We start from the raw sequence: 15,058 nt of genomic DNA, 5'->3' as shown, positions 1-15,058 counted from the left end.
CCGCCCGGCCGGGGCCGCCACCGCGGACGGGGCCGGGCGGCGGGCCGGACCGGGCGGCGGGCCCGGGGGGTCAGGAGCGTCCGCCGCGCTTCGCCGCGTAGTTGGCGCGACCCTCGGCGGACTTCAGGCGCCAGTCGCGGCGGATCTCCGACCGCAGGCGGGCGTCCGTCTTCGCGACGATCCGCTGGTTCTCCCGCAGCAGCTTGCGGTAGCTCTCCAGACGGCGTTCCGCGAGCTCGCCCGCGTCCACGGCCGCCAGCACCGCGCAGCCCGGCTCGGCGACATGGGCGCAGTCGTGGAAGCGGCAGCGCTCCGCGTACTCCTCGATCTCGGAGAAGACCTGTCCGACGCCGGACTCGGCGTCCCACAGGCCCACCCCGCGCAGTCCCGGCGTGTCGATCAGGACGCCGCCGCCCGGCAGGGCGAGGAGGTTGCGCGTCGTGGTCGTGTGCCGGCCCTTGCCGTCGACCTCACGGGCCTCCTGGACCTCCATGACGTCGGCGCCGAGCAGGGTGTTGGCCAGGGTGGACTTGCCGGCTCCGGAGATGCCGAGGAGGACGCTGGTACCGCCGGAGACGACGGCGGACAGGACGTCCGTGCCCTCTCCCGTGAGGGAGGAGACGGTGAGCACCTGGACGCCCGGCGCGGTGGCCTCGACGTCCTGGACCAGGTACCCGAGGGTGACCGGGTCCGGCACGAGGTCCGCCTTGGTGAGGACGACCAGCGGCTGCGCCCCGGACTCCCAGGCCAGGGCCAGGAAGCGCTCGATGCGTCCGAGGTCGAGCTCGACGGCGAGCGAGACCGCGATGATCGCGTGGTCGACGTTCGCGGCGAGGATCTGGCCCTCGGAACGCTGCGAGGAGGTGGACCGGACGAAGGCGGTGCGGCGGGGCAGGTACGCCTTCACGTAGCGCGGGTTGCCGGCCGTTTCGACGGCGGCCCAGTCACCCGTGCAGATGACCCGGAGCGGGTCGTGCGGGGTGACGAAGGCGGTGTCGGCGCGGACGACGCCGTCCGCGGTCATGACGTCGCACTGTCCGCGGTCGACCCGTACGACCCGGCCGGGCACGAGGCCCTGCTCGGCGTACGGGGTGAACTCGGCCTGCCACGCGTCGTCCCAGCCGAGGGGGACGAGGGTGTGCGCGAGCGAGGCCTGCTGGGAGGCGGAGAAAGACAAGGGGAACCCTTCACAGGGTGGCCCCGGCTGCCTGCGCCCGCTCGACGGCGGTGCGCGGAGGGAGAAGTGTGTGAGGTCAGCCGGAGACCACGGAGGTGACATCGATGGTCTTCTGGATGCGGGCAGCGCCCTGCGCAACGACAGTCATCAATGAACTCACCTCCGGGTCATGCACATCACTGTGGTCCCTGCCGCTCGGCGGGAACGACCTCACCGTAACAAGCCTCCTCGCGCCGGGGCCACTCCTTTTTCCGGCCCCGTCCGCACGGACCGTCAGACGACCCTGCGGGCCAGCAGCTGCCCGGGCCAGTCACCGACCCGGAACCGCTCGACGGGGGTGAATCCGCTGCGCTCGTAGAACGCGACGAGCTCGCCCCCGCCGCCCGCCCAGCAGTCGACGCGCAGCAGCTCCACCCCGGCCCGCCGGGTCTCCTCGGCGGCGTGCTCCAGCAGCGCCGCTCCGATGCCCCGGCCCGCGTGCCGCCGGTCGGAGACCAGCAGGCGCACGTACCGCTCGGGCTCCGTGGCCGGCGCGACCGGGAGCTGCGGGCTGGGGCCGGTGTCCATGACCAGGGCCCCGACGGGCAGCCCGTCCAGCTCGGCGATGTACGGGGTGTTCTCGGTGGTGTACCGCTCCACCCGTTCGGGTCCGCCCGGGCGCCGCGAGTAGGCGACGGTGCCCCACTGTTCGGTGTTGCCCCGGGAGTTCATCCAGGCGACGGCGGAGTCGAGCATGTCCAGGACGGCCGGGACGTCGGCCGGGCCGCCCGGCCGGATGCGCAGTGCGGGTGCGGAGTCGTTCACGGTGCGAGCCTATGCGGTGCGTCGCCGACCGGACGGTGCCTTCCCCTGCCGCGGCCCTCCCCGGGCGGCGGGGACGTACGGGAACGTACCGGGACGGTCAGTGCTTGCGCAGTCGCGATTGGTAGTCCTCCGGCGGCAGGAACTTCGACCAGCGCTCCGGGAACTCCGACGGCATGGCCTGGTCCTCGTCGTCCTCCGACTCGCCCTCCGCGAGGGCCCGCCAGGCGGCGGCCCGCGCGATCAGCTGGGCGGCCTCCGCCTCCCGGATCCGCTCGTTGGCCTCGCGGGCCGCCGCCGTGGCCACGGACGGCCAGACCCGGTCGATGGCGGCGTTGACGGCCGCCCCCACGAGGACCGCGAAGGCCGAGATGCCGATCCACAGCAGCACGGCCACGGGGGCGGCCAGCGAACCGTAGATCGTCGGCCCTTCCACGGTGTTCGTGAGGTAGATCCGCAGCAGGAACGAGCCCAGCACCCACATGGCGAGGGCGACCAGGGCGCCCGGCACGTCCTCGATCCACGGCGAGCGCACGGGCACGGACACGTGGTAGAGCGTCGTGAGGAAGGCGATGGAGAGCAGGGTCACGGTCGGCCAGTACAGGACGGCGATGACCTCCGTCCCCCAGGGCACCAGCCGGACGACGGCGTCCGGCCCCACCACCATCAGCGGCAGCACGATCGCGCCGATCAGCAGGGCGATGACGTAGAGGAGGAAGGCCAGCAGCCGGGTCTTGACGATGCCCCGGTGTCCGTCGAGCCCGTACATCACGGTGATGGTGTCGATGAAGACGTTGACGGCGCGCGACCCCGACCACAGGGCGAAGGCGAAACCGAGCGAGATCAGGTCCGGCCGGCCACTGCGGGTGACGTCGTCGAGCAGCGGTTTCGCGATGTCGTTGACGCCGCGGTCGGACAGGACCGTGCCGACGGCGCGCAGGATGTTCTCCTCGATGCTCACGACGGTACGGGTGTCGGTCCAGCCGTCCACGTATCCGAGGAGGCCCAGCAGGCCCAGGAAGAGCGGGGGGAGGGAGAGCAGGGTGAAGAACGCGGCTTCGGCGGCGAGGCCGAGGATCCGGTACTCGATGCACGAGTTGACGGTGTCCTTGAGCAGCAACCAGCCCATCTTCCGCTTGGAGACGTTGCGGTAGAGCGCGCGGGCCCGGTGGAGCCGTCCTGGGATCCGCTCGGGTGTTTCTTTTGCTGGCTGCACGTCCTTACGGTATCCGCATGGCAGCCACCACCCACACAGTCAGCAACCAGGCCCCGCCCCTGGTGGGCCACGATGTCTACGGCGGCGACCGGGCCCTCACGGAGGGCGTCGAGCGCCACCTGGCGGCGGCGGATCCCGAACTCCTCGCCGAGGTACGGGAGGAGCTCACGGACCTCGGGCACGCGGCCGGTTCCGCCCAGGCCCAGGAATGGGGCGCGCAGGCGAACGAGAACCCTCCGAAACTGCGCACGCACGACCGGTACGGGAACCGCGTCGACGAGGTCGAGTTCCACCCGGCCTGGCACCGGCTGCTCGGGCACGCCGTGGGCGCCGGGCTGACCGACGCCTGGGGGCGGCCGGCCGGGCACCTGCGGCGCGCCGCGGGCTTCTTCCTGTGGTCCCAGGCCGAGGCGGGGCACGGCTGCCCGGTCTCGATGACGCACGCCGCCGTACCGGCGCTGCGGGCCGATCCCGCGCTCGCCGCCGAATGGGAGCCGCGGCTGACCTCGCACGTGTACGAGCAGGGGCTGCGGCCGGCCGCGCAGAAGGCCGGGGTGCTCTTCGGCATGGGCATGACGGAGAAGCAGGGCGGCAGCGACGTCCGGGCGAACACCACCACCGCGGTGGCGCTGGACGCCTCCGGCGAGTACCTGCTGACCGGGCACAAGTGGTTCTGTTCCGCTCCGATGTGCGACGGCTTCCTGGTGCTGGCGCAGGCACCGGGCGGACTGACCTGCTTCCTGGTGCCGCGGGTGCTCCCGGACGGCACGCGCAACGTCTTCGCGATCCAGCGGCTCAAGGACAAGCTGGGCAACAGGTCGAACGCGTCGAGCGAGGTCGAGTTCGACGGGACCTGGGCGCGGCGGGTCGGCGAGGAGGGCCGCGGCGTGCGGACCATCATCGAGATGGTCGCGGCGACCCGGCTGGACTGCGTCATCGGCTCGGCGGCGCTGATGCGGCAGGCGCTCACGCAGGCGGTCCACCACGCGGAGCACCGCTCCGCATTCGGAGCACCGCTCATCCGGCAGCCGCTGATGCGCAACGTGCTCGCCGACCTCGCCCTGGAGTCGGAGGCGGCCACCACCCTGACCCTGCGCCTGGCCGCCGCCTACGACGCCGGCACCGACCAGGAGCGGGCCTTCCTGCGCCTCGCGGTGCCCGCCGCCAAGTACTGGGTGACCAAGCGCTGTACGCCGATGGTGGCGGAGGCCCTGGAGTGTCTGGGCGGCAACGGCTACGTCGAGGAGTCCGGGCTGCCGAGACTGCTGCGCGAATCCCCGCTGAACTCCATCTGGGAGGGCTCGGGCAACGTCCAGGCCCTCGACGTACTGCGCGCGCTCCAGCGGGAGCCGCAGGCCCTGAACGCCTTCCTCCAGGAAGTGGGACAGTCCCGGGGCGCCGACCACCGGCTGGATTCGGCCATCAAGGACCTGCTGACGGACCTGGCCGACCTGGAGGGGATCGAGGCCCGGGCCCGCCGCGTGGTCGAGCGCATGGCGCTGGTGCTCCAGGGATCACTGCTGGTCAGGTGGGCTCCGCCGGAGGTGGCGGACGCTTTCTGCGCCTCACGGCTGGGCGGTGACTGGGGTACCGCCTTCGGCACCCTGCCGAACCTCCCCGCCCTGGGCGCGGTGGTGGAGCGGGCGCGGATCTCCGGCTAGGGAGGGAGCCCCCGTCGGGCTCCCCCTGCGGTCCCCAAACCGCTCCGAGCCGGGATCCGGGCCCGCGACCGGCGCAGGGGTGGCGCCGCGCCGACTCGGCACCACCCCTGATCCGAAGCCCCCGAGGAGGAGCTGTCACGCCGCTCGGGCGACGTCCGGACATTTTCGGTCGCGCGGACGGCACTTGGCGAGAGTTGCATACCGTTGCAACCTGTGAGTCGGCAGCCGCCCGCAGGGGCGCCCGGGGGAAGCCGTCCCGGGCACCCGCGGCCCGCCGGGAGGCGGCGGCGTACGTCCTGTTCGCACGGGGAGGTTCCGGTGGCAGACACCACAGGCAGCACGGTCGATGTCGCACGCATCTCGGCCATGGACCCCCGGGAGGCCAGCCGTCTGCTGAAGGGCGTACGGGCGGCCGCGCTGGCCGGGGACCGCCCGCCCGCGGCGCCCCGGCCGGAGATCGCCGAATCCTGGCGCCGGATGCTCGCCTGCGGGGTCGACCCCGACCGCGACGCCCGCTCCCGGATGCTGTCGGCCGCCGAGACCGAGGAACGCCGGCACGACTCACCGCTGCGCGAGGTCCTCCCGGTCCTGCGCGAAGGCCTGCTCCCGGCCCTGGACCAGGCCCTGCACATCATGGTCGTCGCCGACGCCGACGGACGGCTGCTGTGGCGGGAGGGGCACAGCTCCATCCTGCGCAAGGCCGACCGGCTCGGCTTCACCGTGGGGGCCGACTGGAACGAGGCCGTCGTCGGCACCAACGGGGTGGGCACCGCCCTGGTCGCCCGTCGGCCCGTCCAGGTCTTCTCCGCCGAACACTTCGTCTCCAGCCACCACGACTGGACCTGCGCCGGGGCACCCGTACGGGACCCGCGCGACGGCCGGCTGCTGGGCGTGGTCGACGTCAGCGGCCCCCTGGCCACCATGCACCCGGCCACGCTCACATGGGTGACCTCCGTGGCCCGCCTCGCGGAGCGCGAGCTGCGGGTACGGCACCTGGAATCGCTGGAACGGCTGCGCACGGTCGCCGCCCCCCTCCTCGCCCGGCTGCCCGGACGCGCACTGGCCGTCGACCCGCACGGCTGGACGGCGGCGGTGACCGGCACCGCTCCCGCCGACCGGGTCACCCTGCCGAAGGGGTTCGGTCCGGGCCGGGTGTGGCTGCCGCGGCTCGGCGAGTGCGCGGTGGAGCCGCTGCCGGGCGGCTGGCTGCTGCGGATCACGCAGGACCGGCCGGCCGCGGCCGCCGCGACCCGCGTCGTCCTGGACCTCAGCCGGACCGGTTCCTGGTCGGCGGCGGTCTACGGGCCCTCCGGGAGCTGGGCCCAAGAGCTGAGCCCGCGCCACGCGGAGCTGCTGTTCCTGCTGGCGGAGACCCCGCGCGGGTGCTCGGCCGCCGACCTCGCCGCCGAGCTGTTCGGCGACCCCGAACGCACGGTGACCGTCCGGGCCGAGCTGTCCCGCGTACGCCGCAACCTCGCCGGGGTCCTCGCCCACCGGCCGTACCGCTTCGCCGACGACGTCGAGGTGGAGCTGATCCGCCCCGGCGACCCGGCCGCCCTGCTCCCGCACTCCACCTCACCCGCGGTGATCAGGGCCCGCCTGGGCCGGACCCGGCCCGGCGTGATTCCCTGAGCTGCATGAGCACCCTCACCCTCACCACGTGGTCCCTGGAGATGACCTCCCCGCAGGACCTGGCCCCCGCGGCCGTGCCGGGCCCGGAGATATCCGTCGTCCGGTCGGAGGTCCCCTCCCCCGAGTTCAGCCGCTTCCTCTACGCCTCGGTGGGCGGCGACATCCACTGGACGGACCGGCTCTCCCTCACCCGCGCGCAGTGGGTCGAGCAGCTGGACCGTCCCGGTGTGGAGACGTGGGTGGCCTACGACCGGGGCACGCCCGCCGGGTACGTGGAGCTCGACCCGCAGGACGACGGCGTCGTGGAGATCATGTACTTCGGCCTCCTCCCCGCGTTCCGTGGCCGCCGCATCGGAGGCCACCTGCTGTCCGTGGGCGTCGCCCGCGCGTGGGACCTCGCGTCGCGCTGGCCGGGCCGGGAGGCGACGCGGCGGGTGTGGGTGCACACGTGCAGCCAGGACGGGCCGACGGCCATGGCCAACTACCAGCGGCGCGGCTTCACGCTCTTCCGGACCGAGACGGAGGAGAAGGAGGAAACGGCCACCCCGGGCCCGTGGCCGGGCGCGTAGCCCGTGTGTGGGTGCGGGCCGTTTTCCGTCTGCGGCCCGGTCGCCGCGCCTCAAACGCCGGCGGGGCTGGGGGTGTGCGGGGGCGGGGTCGGTGGGGTGGGGGTGCGGGGCCGGCGGGGGGTGTCTCCTCGGCTCGGCGCCCGCGGGCATGTCTCGGCGGTACCCGGTGGTAGCGCCTCGTCCTGCGGGGACACCCCCCACCGTCCCCACACCCCCACCGGCACATCCACCCCACCACCGGCACGAGGGACATCGACCTCAAGGCATCCCCCCCATCCCCCCGAACAACATCCACCCCGACGCATCCGCCCACCCGGCACGCCCGCACCCGCCGAGCTCCGTTCCCCCGGCCCGCACAGAAGGCCTCGATGCCTACCCCGGCCCGGCTGCTCACACCCGCCCGAACGGGACCGGCCCGGCCCGCCCAGAGGCCCGCCGGGCGGAATGGCCCCCGGGGGGATACCCCTCCCCACCTCGCGGGGCGGGGCCGGACCTGACGGGATCCCCCTCCCACCCCCCTCGCGCGGGCGGGGCGGGCCCGGGGTGTGGGGGGGGGCGTGGGGTGGGGACACTGTGGGGGCTCCCCGCAGGACGAGGCGCCACCACCGCTCACAGCCGTGACGTGCCCGCGCGCGCCGAGCCGAGGAGAGCCCCCGCAGGGGCACCGCCCCACGACGCCCACACCCCCCACCCCACCGACCCCGCCCCACGCACACCCCCAGCCACGCCGGCGTTTGAGGCGCGGCCACCGGGCCGCAGACGGCAAACGGCCCGCACCAACACACGCAGACCGCACCCCAGCAGGTGACCCCCGTCACGTCATCCCACAATCCGGGACGACTTCGTCCGTATCGTGGACAGTAGTGGACTCCTCCAATCGGCCCGTGACACGCTTCGGCCATGAATGGAGCTGGAATTGCCTTGGTGAGTCGACGGCACGTCGACCTCGGCCGCATGTCCAGCGCCATCTGTCCGGCGCGCTGACGGAACCAGCAAACGCCGCGCACCGCCGCAATCCCGGCATCGTCGCCGTGGAAGCGTCGACCATCGCAGTCCCCTGAAGGCCGACTTCCGCCCTGTTCCCGGTCACCCCGGCAAAGGCGCGGCATTCCGCCACACCCGCTCAGCGTCCAGGGGTCACGCCACCCCCACCGCCGCCCTCACCCCTGCCCTGAGCCGCCGAAGAAGGACGTACCGCCATGGCCGCCACCCCCGAAACGCCCGCAGCCGCACCCGCAGCCGCCGCGCGCCGCAAGACCGGCCGTCACCGCGGCGAGGGCCAGTGGGCCGTCGGGCACCACACGCCCCTCAACGGCAACGAGCAGTTCAAGAAGGACGACGACGGTCTCAATGTGCGGACACGCATTGAGACGATCTACGCCCACCGCGGCTTCGACTCCATCGACCCCAACGACCTGCGCGGACGCATGCGCTGGTGGGGTCTCTACACCCAGCGCAAGCCCGGGATCGACGGCGGCAAGACCGCGATCCTGGAGCCGGAGGAGCTGGACGACAAGTACTTCATGCTGCGCGTGCGCATCGACGGCGGCCGGCTGACCACCGAGCAGCTGCGCGTCATCGGTGAGATCTCCGAGGAGTTCGCCCGCGGCACCGCCGACCTCACCGACCGGCAGAACGTGCAGTACCACTGGATCCGGATCGAGGACGTCCCGGAGATCTGGCGCCGGCTGGAGGCCGTCGGCCTGTCCACCACCGAGGCCTGCGGTGACACGCCCCGCGTCATCCTCGGCTCGCCGGTCGCCGGCATCGCCCGGGACGAGATCATCGACGGCACGCCCGCGATCGACGAGATCTACCGCCGCATCGTCGGCAACAAGGACTTCTCCAACCTGCCCCGCAAGTTCAAGTCGGCGATCTCCGGCTCGCCGCTGCTCGACGTGGCGCACGAGATCAACGACATCGCCTTCGTGGGCGTGAACCACCCCGAGCACGGTCCCGGCTTCGACGTCTGGGTCGGCGGCGGTCTGTCGACCAACCCCAAGCTCGGCGTGCGCCTGGGCACCTGGGTCTCGCTCGACGAGGTCCCGGACGTGTACGAGGGCGTCATCTCGATCTTCCGTGACTACGGCTACCGCCGACTGCGCACCCGCGCCCGCCTGAAGTTCCTCGTAGCCGACTGGGGCGCGGCCAGGTTCCGCCAGGTCCTGGAGGACGAGTACCTGAAGCGGAAGCTGACCGACGGCCCCGCGCCCGAGCAGCCCTCCGGCCAGTGGCGTGACCACGTCGGTGTCCACGAGCAGCAGGACGGCAGGTTCTACGTCGGCTTCGCGCCCCGCGTGGGCCGCGTGGACGGCGCCACCCTGACCAAGATCGCCGACATCGCGGAGCAGCACGGCTCGGGCCGTCTGCGCACCACCGCCGAGCAGAAGATGATCGTGCTCGACATCGAGGCCGACCGGGTCGACTCGGTCGTGGCGGCGCTGGAGGCGCTGGACCTGCGGGTCAAGCCGTCCCCGTTCCGCCGCGGCACGATGGCCTGCACCGGCATCGAGTTCTGCAAGCTGGCCATCGTCGAGACCAAGGCGCGCGGCGCCTCGCTCATCGACGAGCTGGAGCGCCGTCTGCCGGACTTCGCCGAGCCGCTCACCATCAACATCAACGGCTGCCCGAACGCCTGCGCCCGTATCCAGGTGGCGGACATCGGTCTCAAGGGGCAGCTGGTCCTGGACGACGACGGCAACCAGGTCGAGGGCTACCAGGTCCACCTGGGCGGCGCCCTGGGGCTGGAGGCCGGCTTCGGCCGCAAGGTCCGCGGCCTGAAGGTCACCTCGGCCGCTCTGCCCGACTACGTCGAGCGGGTCGTCAAGAGCTACGAGGAGCAGCGCGAGGACGGCGAGCGCTTCGCGGCGTGGGTCGCCCGCGCGGACGAGAAGAGCCTGTCGTGAGCGAGCGCGCCGCACCGTTCTACTGCCCGTACTGCGGCGACGAGGACCTGTTCCCCCACGAGACGGGCCACGGCGCCTGGGAGTGCAGGGCCTGCAACCGGGCCTTCCAGCTGAAGTACCTCGGGCTGCTGGCCCGGGGCGTTCGGTCCGACGCGGCGGGATCAGCGGGAGGGGAAGGGATATGACCACCACTCAGGACGCGAGTCTCAGGAACGCCGCTCTGAAGGCGGCGACGCTGAAGGAGCTGGCGGAGCAGGCCGGCCGGGACCTGGAGGAGGCGTCCGCGCCGGAGATCCTGCGCTGGGCGGCCGACACCTTCGGCCGGAAGTTCGCCGTGACCTCCTCGATGGAGGACGCGGTCGTCGCCCACCTCGCCTCGCGGGTCTTCCCCGGCGTGGACGTGGTCTTCCTCGACACGGGCTACCACTTCGAGGAGACCATCGGCACCCGGGACGCGGTCGACGCGGTGATGGACGTCAACGTCATCACGCTGACCCCGCGGCAGACGGTGGCGGAGCAGGACGCCGAGTACGGTCCGCGGCTGCACGACCGGGACCCGGACCTGTGCTGCGCGCTGCGCAAGGTCAAGCCGCTGGAAGAGGGTCTGACGGCGTACGACGCGTGGGCGACGGGCCTGCGCCGTGACGAGTCCCCGACCCGGGCGAACACCCCGGTGGTCGGGTGGGACGAGAAGCGGCAGAAGGTCAAGGTCTCGCCGATCGCGCGCTGGACCCAGGACGACGTGGACGCGTACGTCGCCGAGCACGGCGTCCTCACCAACCCGCTGCTGATGGACGGCTACGCCTCCGTCGGCTGTGCTCCCTGCACCCGGCGCGTGGCGGAGGGCGAGGACGCGCGGGCCGGCCGCTGGGCCGGGCGGGGCAAGACCGAGTGCGGACTGCACGGCTGATGACGGCCGGCGAAGAACTTACGGAGACGGAACAGATGAGCGTGAGCGACCAGGGCGCCACCGTGTGGCTGACCGGGCTGCCGAGCGCGGGCAAGACGACCATCGCCTACGCGCTGGCCGAGCGGCTGCGCGGCGACGGTCACCGTGTGGAGGTGCTCGACGGGGACGAGATCCGCGAGTTCCTCTCCGCCGGGCTGGGCTTCGGCCGCGCGGACCGGCACACCAACGTGCAGCGGATCGGCTTCGTCGCCGAGCTCCTGGCGAGCAACGGCGTGAAGGCGCTGGTCCCGGTGATCGCGCCGTTCGCCGACAGCCGCGCGGCGGTGCGCGAGCGGCACGCCGCCGCGGGGACGGAATACCTGGAGGTCCACGTGGCCACCCCGGTCGAGGTGTGCTCCGAGCGGGACGTCAAGGGTCTGTACGCCAAGCAGGCGGCAGGCGAGATCTCCGGTCTGACCGGGGTCGACGACCCCTACGAGGCACCGGAGGCCCCGGACCTCCGCATCGAGTCGCACACGCAGACCGTGCAGGAGTCGGCTTCCGCCCTGCACGCGCTGCTCACCGAGAGGGGTCTGGCATGACGACGACCGTCGCACACGTCCACGAGGAGACGGACGCGCCCTACGCCCTGTCGCACCTCGACGCCCTCGAGTCCGAGGCCGTGCACATCTTCCGTGAGGTGGCGGGGGAGTTCGAGAAGCCGGTGATCCTCTTCTCGGGCGGCAAGGACTCCATCGTCATGCTCCACCTGGCGCTGAAGGCGTTCGCGCCCGCGCCGGTCCCGTTCGCCCTGCTGCACGTCGACACGGGTCACAACTTCCCCGAGGTGCTGGAGTACCGGGACCGCACGGTCGCCGAGCACGGCCTGCGCCTGCACGTGGCGTCCGTCCAGGACTACATCGACGCGGGCACGCTGCGCGAGCGTCCGGACGGCACCCGCAACCCGCTGCAGACCGTCCCGCTCACCGAGGCGATCCAGCGGCTGAGGTTCGACGCCGTGTTCGGCGGCGGCCGCCGCGACGAGGAGAAGGCCCGCGCCAAGGAGCGGGTGTTCAGCCTGCGCGACGAGTTCTCCCAGTGGGACCCGCGCCGCCAGCGCCCCGAGCTGTGGCAGCTGTACAACGGCCGGCACGCCCCCGGCGAGCACGTGCGCGTGTTCCCGCTGTCCAACTGGACCGAGCTGGACGTGTGGCAGTACATCGCCCGCGAGGGCATCGAGCTGCCGGAGATCTACTTCGCGCACGAGCGCGAGGTCTTCAAGCGCAACGGCATGTGGCTGACGGCCGGCGAGTGGGGCGGTCCGAAGGAGGGCGAGACGCCCGAGACGCGGCTCGTCCGCTACCGCACCGTCGGTGACATGTCCTGCACCGGCGCCGTCGATTCCGACGCCGTCACGCTCGACGCCGTGATCGCCGAGATCGCCGTCTCCCGCCTCACCGAGCGGGGCGCGACCCGCGCCGACGACAAGATGTCCGAGGCCGCGATGGAAGACCGCAAGCGCGAAGGGTACTTCTAGACATGACCAGCACCACCGATCAGGTCGCCAACTTGGCCGACCTCGCAGCGACCACCCTGCTGCGCTTCGCGACCGCCGGTTCCGTCGACGACGGCAAGTCCACCCTGGTGGGCCGGCTGCTGCACGACTCCAAGTCGGTCCTGACCGACCAGATGGAGGCCGTCGAGGCGGTCTCCGCGCAGCGCGGCCAGGAGGCCCCCGACCTCGCGCTGCTCACCGACGGCCTGCGGGCCGAGCGGGAGCAGGGCATCACCATCGACGTGGCGTACCGCTACTTCGCGACCGCGCGCCGCCGGTTCATCCTCGCGGACACGCCCGGGCACGTGCAGTACACCCGGAACATGGTGACCGGTGCCTCCACCGCGGACCTGGCCGTGGTCCTGGTCGACGCCCGCAACGGCGTGATCGAGCAGACCCGCCGGCACGCGGCGGTGGCCGCGCTACTGCGCGTCCCGCACGTGGTCCTGGCCGTGAACAAGATGGACCTGGTGGGCTACGAGGAGTCGGTGTTCGCGGCGATCGCCGAGGAGTTCACCGCGTACGCCTCCGACCTGGGGGTCCCGGAGATCACCGCGATCCCGATCTCGGCGCTGGCCGGCGACAACGTGGTGGACCCGTCCGCGAACATGGACTGGTACGGCGGCCCGACGGTGCTGGAGCACCTGGAGACCGTCCCGGTCAGCCACGACCTGACGGCCTGCCCGGCGCGTTTTCCGGTGCAGTACGTGATCCGGCCGCAGTCCGCGGAGCACCCCGACTACCGCGGTTACGCGGGTCAGATCGCCTCGGGCGTGCTGCGCGTCGGCGAGGCCGTGACCGTGCTGCCGTCGGGCCGCACCTCGGTGATCGAGGGCATCGACGTGCTCGGCGAGTCCGTCGACATCGCGTGGACCCCGCAGTCGGTGACCCTGCGGCTGAAGGACGACATCGACATCTCGCGCGGTGACCTGATCGCGCCGTCCGCGTCCGCGCCGGCCACCACGCAGGACGTCGTCGCGACGGTGTGCCACGTCGCCGACCAGCCGCTGGCCGTGGGCGCCCGGGTGCTGCTGAAGCACACGACGCGCACGGTCAAGGCGATCGTCAAGGAGATCCCCTCGCGGCTGACCCTGGACGACCTGTCCCAGCATCCGGAACCGGGTCAGCTGGTGGCCAACGACATCGGCCGCGTGGTCGTCCGCACCGCGGAGCCGCTCGCGCTGGACGCGTACGCCGACTCCCGCCGCACCGGTTCGTTCCTGCTGATCGACCCGGCGGACGGCACCACCCTGGCAGCGGGCATGGCAGGCGAGTCCTTCGCCTCCCGTGCCGAGGCACCGGCCGCGGACGAGGAAGGGTGGGACTTCTAGATCATGGGAGCCGATCCTTACTCCACCTTCGCGAAGGAGGGGGGCCGTGTCGGAAGCGGTTCCCTCGGCAGCGGCCAGGGAGGGGTTGCGCGATGTGTGCGATGACCGCGTCCGCCTCCCCCGTCGTACCCGCCACCGTTCCACAGACGTAGATCCGCGCCGTAGGTCCTCGGCGCGGCGAGAGGAAGTCCTCCCGTGCCCGACACCCGTTCCACCCTGCGCCGCGGTCTCGCCGCTGCCGCCGCCCTGCCGCTGCTGATCGGCGCGCTCGCCTCCTGCGGTTACGGTTCCGAGGCGAAGGGCGAGGGCGACACCAAGCCGGCCGCCGCCACCGGCGGGGGCGAGAAGCTGTCCGCCCCCGAGGTCCGGATCGGCTACTTCCCCAACCTCACCCACGCCACCGCCCTGGTCGGCCTCCAGGAAGGCCTCATCCAGAAGGAACTCGGCGCCACCACCATCAAGCCCCAGTCCTTCAACGCAGGCCCCTCCGAAATCGAAGCCCTCAACGGCGGCTCCCTCGACATCGGCTTCATCGGCCCCTCCCCCTCCATCAACGGCTACGTCAAGTCCAAGGGCTCCAACCTCCGCATCATCTCCGGATCCGCCTCCGGAGGCGTCAAACTCGTCGTCAACCCCGACAAGATCAAAACCCTCGACGACCTCAAGGGCAAGAAGATCGCCACCCCCCAGAAGGGCAACACCCAGGACGTCGCCTTCCTCAACTGGATCAACGACAAGGGCTGGACCGTCGACCCCGAATCCGGCAAGGGCGACGTCTCCGTCGTCCGCACCGACAACAAGGTCACCCCCGACGCCTTCAAGCAGGGCTCCATCGACGGCGCCTGGGTCCCCGAACCCACCGCCTCCAAACTCGTCTCCGACGGCGGCACCGTCCTCCTCGACGAAACCACCCTCTGGCCCGACAAGAAGTTCGTCATCACCAACATCATCGTCAGCCAGAAGTTCCTCAAGGAACACCCCGACGTCGTCGAAGCCGTCCTGCGCGGCACCGTCAAGACCAACGACTGGATCAACACCAACCCCGACAAGGCCAAGGCCTCCGCCAACGCCAAACTCGCCGCCGACAGCGGAAAGCCCCTCGACGCCAAGATCATCGACCCCGCCTGGCAGAGCATCCTCGTCACCGACGACCCCCTCGCCTCCACCCTCAAGGCCCAGGCCGACCACGCCGTCAAGGCCAAACTCATCGAACAGCCCGACCTCACCGGCATCTACGACCTCACCCTCCTGAACAAGGTCCTCAAGGCCGCCGGCAAGCCCGAGGTCACCGACGCCGGCCTCGCCGCCAAGTAACCCCGCA

Annotated in this window: 14 protein-coding genes; 11 read left to right on the top strand and 3 right to left on the bottom strand. The window is 72.1% G+C overall.

The window, feature by feature from the left end; genetic code table 11:
• Window positions 1-70: 70 nt before the first annotated feature.
• The 3 genes from rsgA to ACPU2J_RS26860 all read right to left on the bottom strand — a co-directional run bounded on the left by rsgA (window position 71) and on the right by ACPU2J_RS26860 (window position 3,194).
• Entirely contained in the window at window positions 71-1,177 is a 1,107-nt protein-coding gene (rsgA, locus tag ACPU2J_RS26870; protein WP_399308765.1) for a ribosome small subunit-dependent GTPase A, read from the bottom strand.
• 273 nt (window positions 1,178-1,450) lie between these two features.
• Entirely contained in the window at window positions 1,451-1,981 is a 531-nt protein-coding gene (locus ACPU2J_RS26865; RefSeq protein WP_420079223.1) for a GNAT family N-acetyltransferase, read from the bottom strand.
• 97 nt (window positions 1,982-2,078) lie between these two features.
• Window positions 2,079-3,194 carry a YihY/virulence factor BrkB family protein gene (locus ACPU2J_RS26860; RefSeq protein ID WP_420079224.1) on the bottom strand — a complete coding sequence of 372 codons (1,116 nt, stop codon included), beginning with the start codon at window positions 3,192-3,194 and terminating at the stop codon, window positions 2,079-2,081.
• A 17-nt stretch (window positions 3,195-3,211) separates the two neighbouring features.
• On the opposite strand from ACPU2J_RS26860, the gene ACPU2J_RS26855 reads away from it, so the two are divergent.
• From ACPU2J_RS26855 to ACPU2J_RS26805, 11 genes are all read left to right on the top strand, one after another.
• Entirely contained in the window at window positions 3,212-4,855 is a 1,644-nt protein-coding gene (locus ACPU2J_RS26855) for an acyl-CoA dehydrogenase family protein (RefSeq protein WP_365083442.1), read from the top strand.
• A 366-nt stretch (window positions 4,856-5,221) separates the two neighbouring features.
• Window positions 5,222-6,487: a GAF domain-containing protein gene (locus tag ACPU2J_RS26850; protein ID WP_423835012.1), complete on the top strand. Its 1,266-nt coding sequence runs from the start codon at window positions 5,222-5,224 to the stop codon at window positions 6,485-6,487.
• Between the two features lie 5 nt (window positions 6,488-6,492).
• On the top strand, window positions 6,493-7,056 hold the full coding sequence (locus tag ACPU2J_RS26845) for a GNAT family N-acetyltransferase (protein WP_361607565.1): 564 nt from the start codon (window positions 6,493-6,495) through the stop codon (window positions 7,054-7,056).
• A gap of 900 nt (window positions 7,057-7,956) precedes the next feature.
• On the top strand, window positions 7,957-8,040 hold the full coding sequence (locus tag ACPU2J_RS26840; RefSeq protein ID WP_312847410.1) for a putative leader peptide: 84 nt from the start codon (window positions 7,957-7,959) through the stop codon (window positions 8,038-8,040).
• Window positions 8,041-8,255: 215 nt separating this feature from the next.
• Complete coding sequence (locus ACPU2J_RS26835; RefSeq protein ID WP_420079226.1) at window positions 8,256-9,962, top strand: nitrite/sulfite reductase; 1,707 nt, start codon at window positions 8,256-8,258, stop codon at window positions 9,960-9,962.
• The gene (locus ACPU2J_RS26830; protein ID WP_361607958.1) at window positions 9,959-10,147 is read left to right on the top strand and encodes a hypothetical protein; all 189 of its coding nucleotides are present in this window, start codon (window positions 9,959-9,961) and stop codon (window positions 10,145-10,147) included. The genes ACPU2J_RS26835 and ACPU2J_RS26830 overlap by 4 nt, the downstream gene beginning before the upstream one ends.
• Window positions 10,144-10,872, top strand: coding sequence for a phosphoadenylyl-sulfate reductase (locus ACPU2J_RS26825; RefSeq protein ID WP_365083438.1), 729 nt, complete (start codon window positions 10,144-10,146; stop codon window positions 10,870-10,872). Before ACPU2J_RS26830 ends, ACPU2J_RS26825 begins: the two co-directional genes overlap by 4 nt.
• 35 nt (window positions 10,873-10,907) lie before the next feature.
• Window positions 10,908-11,453, top strand: a complete 546-nt coding sequence (gene cysC / locus ACPU2J_RS26820) for an adenylyl-sulfate kinase (RefSeq protein WP_420079227.1) — start codon at window positions 10,908-10,910, stop codon at window positions 11,451-11,453.
• On the top strand, window positions 11,450-12,388 hold the full coding sequence (gene cysD, locus ACPU2J_RS26815; protein ID WP_420079228.1) for a sulfate adenylyltransferase subunit CysD: 939 nt from the start codon (window positions 11,450-11,452) through the stop codon (window positions 12,386-12,388). The genes cysC and cysD overlap by 4 nt, the downstream gene beginning before the upstream one ends.
• Window positions 12,389-12,390: 2 nt before the next feature.
• Complete coding sequence (locus ACPU2J_RS26810; protein WP_420079229.1) at window positions 12,391-13,737, top strand: sulfate adenylyltransferase subunit 1; 1,347 nt, start codon at window positions 12,391-12,393, stop codon at window positions 13,735-13,737.
• 195 nt (window positions 13,738-13,932) lie between these two features.
• Window positions 13,933-15,051 (top strand): ABC transporter substrate-binding protein, encoded by a 1,119-nt coding sequence (locus tag ACPU2J_RS26805; RefSeq protein WP_423834186.1) that lies wholly within the window; start codon window positions 13,933-13,935, stop codon window positions 15,049-15,051.
• Window positions 15,052-15,058: the final 7 nt, after the last annotated feature.

Origin of the sequence: Streptomyces manipurensis (assembly GCF_049570255.1) — a bacterium.
In the GTDB taxonomy this organism is placed as follows: Bacteria; Actinomycetota; Actinomycetes; order Streptomycetales; family Streptomycetaceae; genus Streptomyces; species Streptomyces manipurensis.
Note: the sequence above shows the minus strand (reverse complement) of the source record. Positions and strands in the feature narration are given on the sequence as shown.

Excerpts from the sequence above, each read along its gene's own strand:
- ACPU2J_RS26825 (WP_365083438.1), top strand. The coding sequence starts at position 10,144 with ATGACCACCACTCAGGACGCGAGTCTCAGGAACGCCGCTCTGAAGGCG.
- ACPU2J_RS26855 (WP_365083442.1), top strand. The coding sequence starts at position 3,212 with ATGGCAGCCACCACCCACACAGTCAGCAACCAGGCCCCGCCCCTGGTG.
- ACPU2J_RS26840 (WP_312847410.1), top strand. The coding sequence starts at position 7,957 with ATGAATGGAGCTGGAATTGCCTTGGTGAGTCGACGGCACGTCGACCTC.
- cysD (WP_420079228.1), top strand. The coding sequence starts at position 11,450 with ATGACGACGACCGTCGCACACGTCCACGAGGAGACGGACGCGCCCTAC.
- cysC (WP_420079227.1), top strand. The coding sequence starts at position 10,908 with ATGAGCGTGAGCGACCAGGGCGCCACCGTGTGGCTGACCGGGCTGCCG.
- ACPU2J_RS26845 (WP_361607565.1), top strand. The coding sequence starts at position 6,493 with ATGAGCACCCTCACCCTCACCACGTGGTCCCTGGAGATGACCTCCCCG.
- ACPU2J_RS26810 (WP_420079229.1), top strand. The coding sequence starts at position 12,391 with ATGACCAGCACCACCGATCAGGTCGCCAACTTGGCCGACCTCGCAGCG.
- ACPU2J_RS26850 (WP_423835012.1), top strand. The coding sequence starts at position 5,222 with ATGGACCCCCGGGAGGCCAGCCGTCTGCTGAAGGGCGTACGGGCGGCC.
- ACPU2J_RS26835 (WP_420079226.1), top strand. The coding sequence starts at position 8,256 with ATGGCCGCCACCCCCGAAACGCCCGCAGCCGCACCCGCAGCCGCCGCG.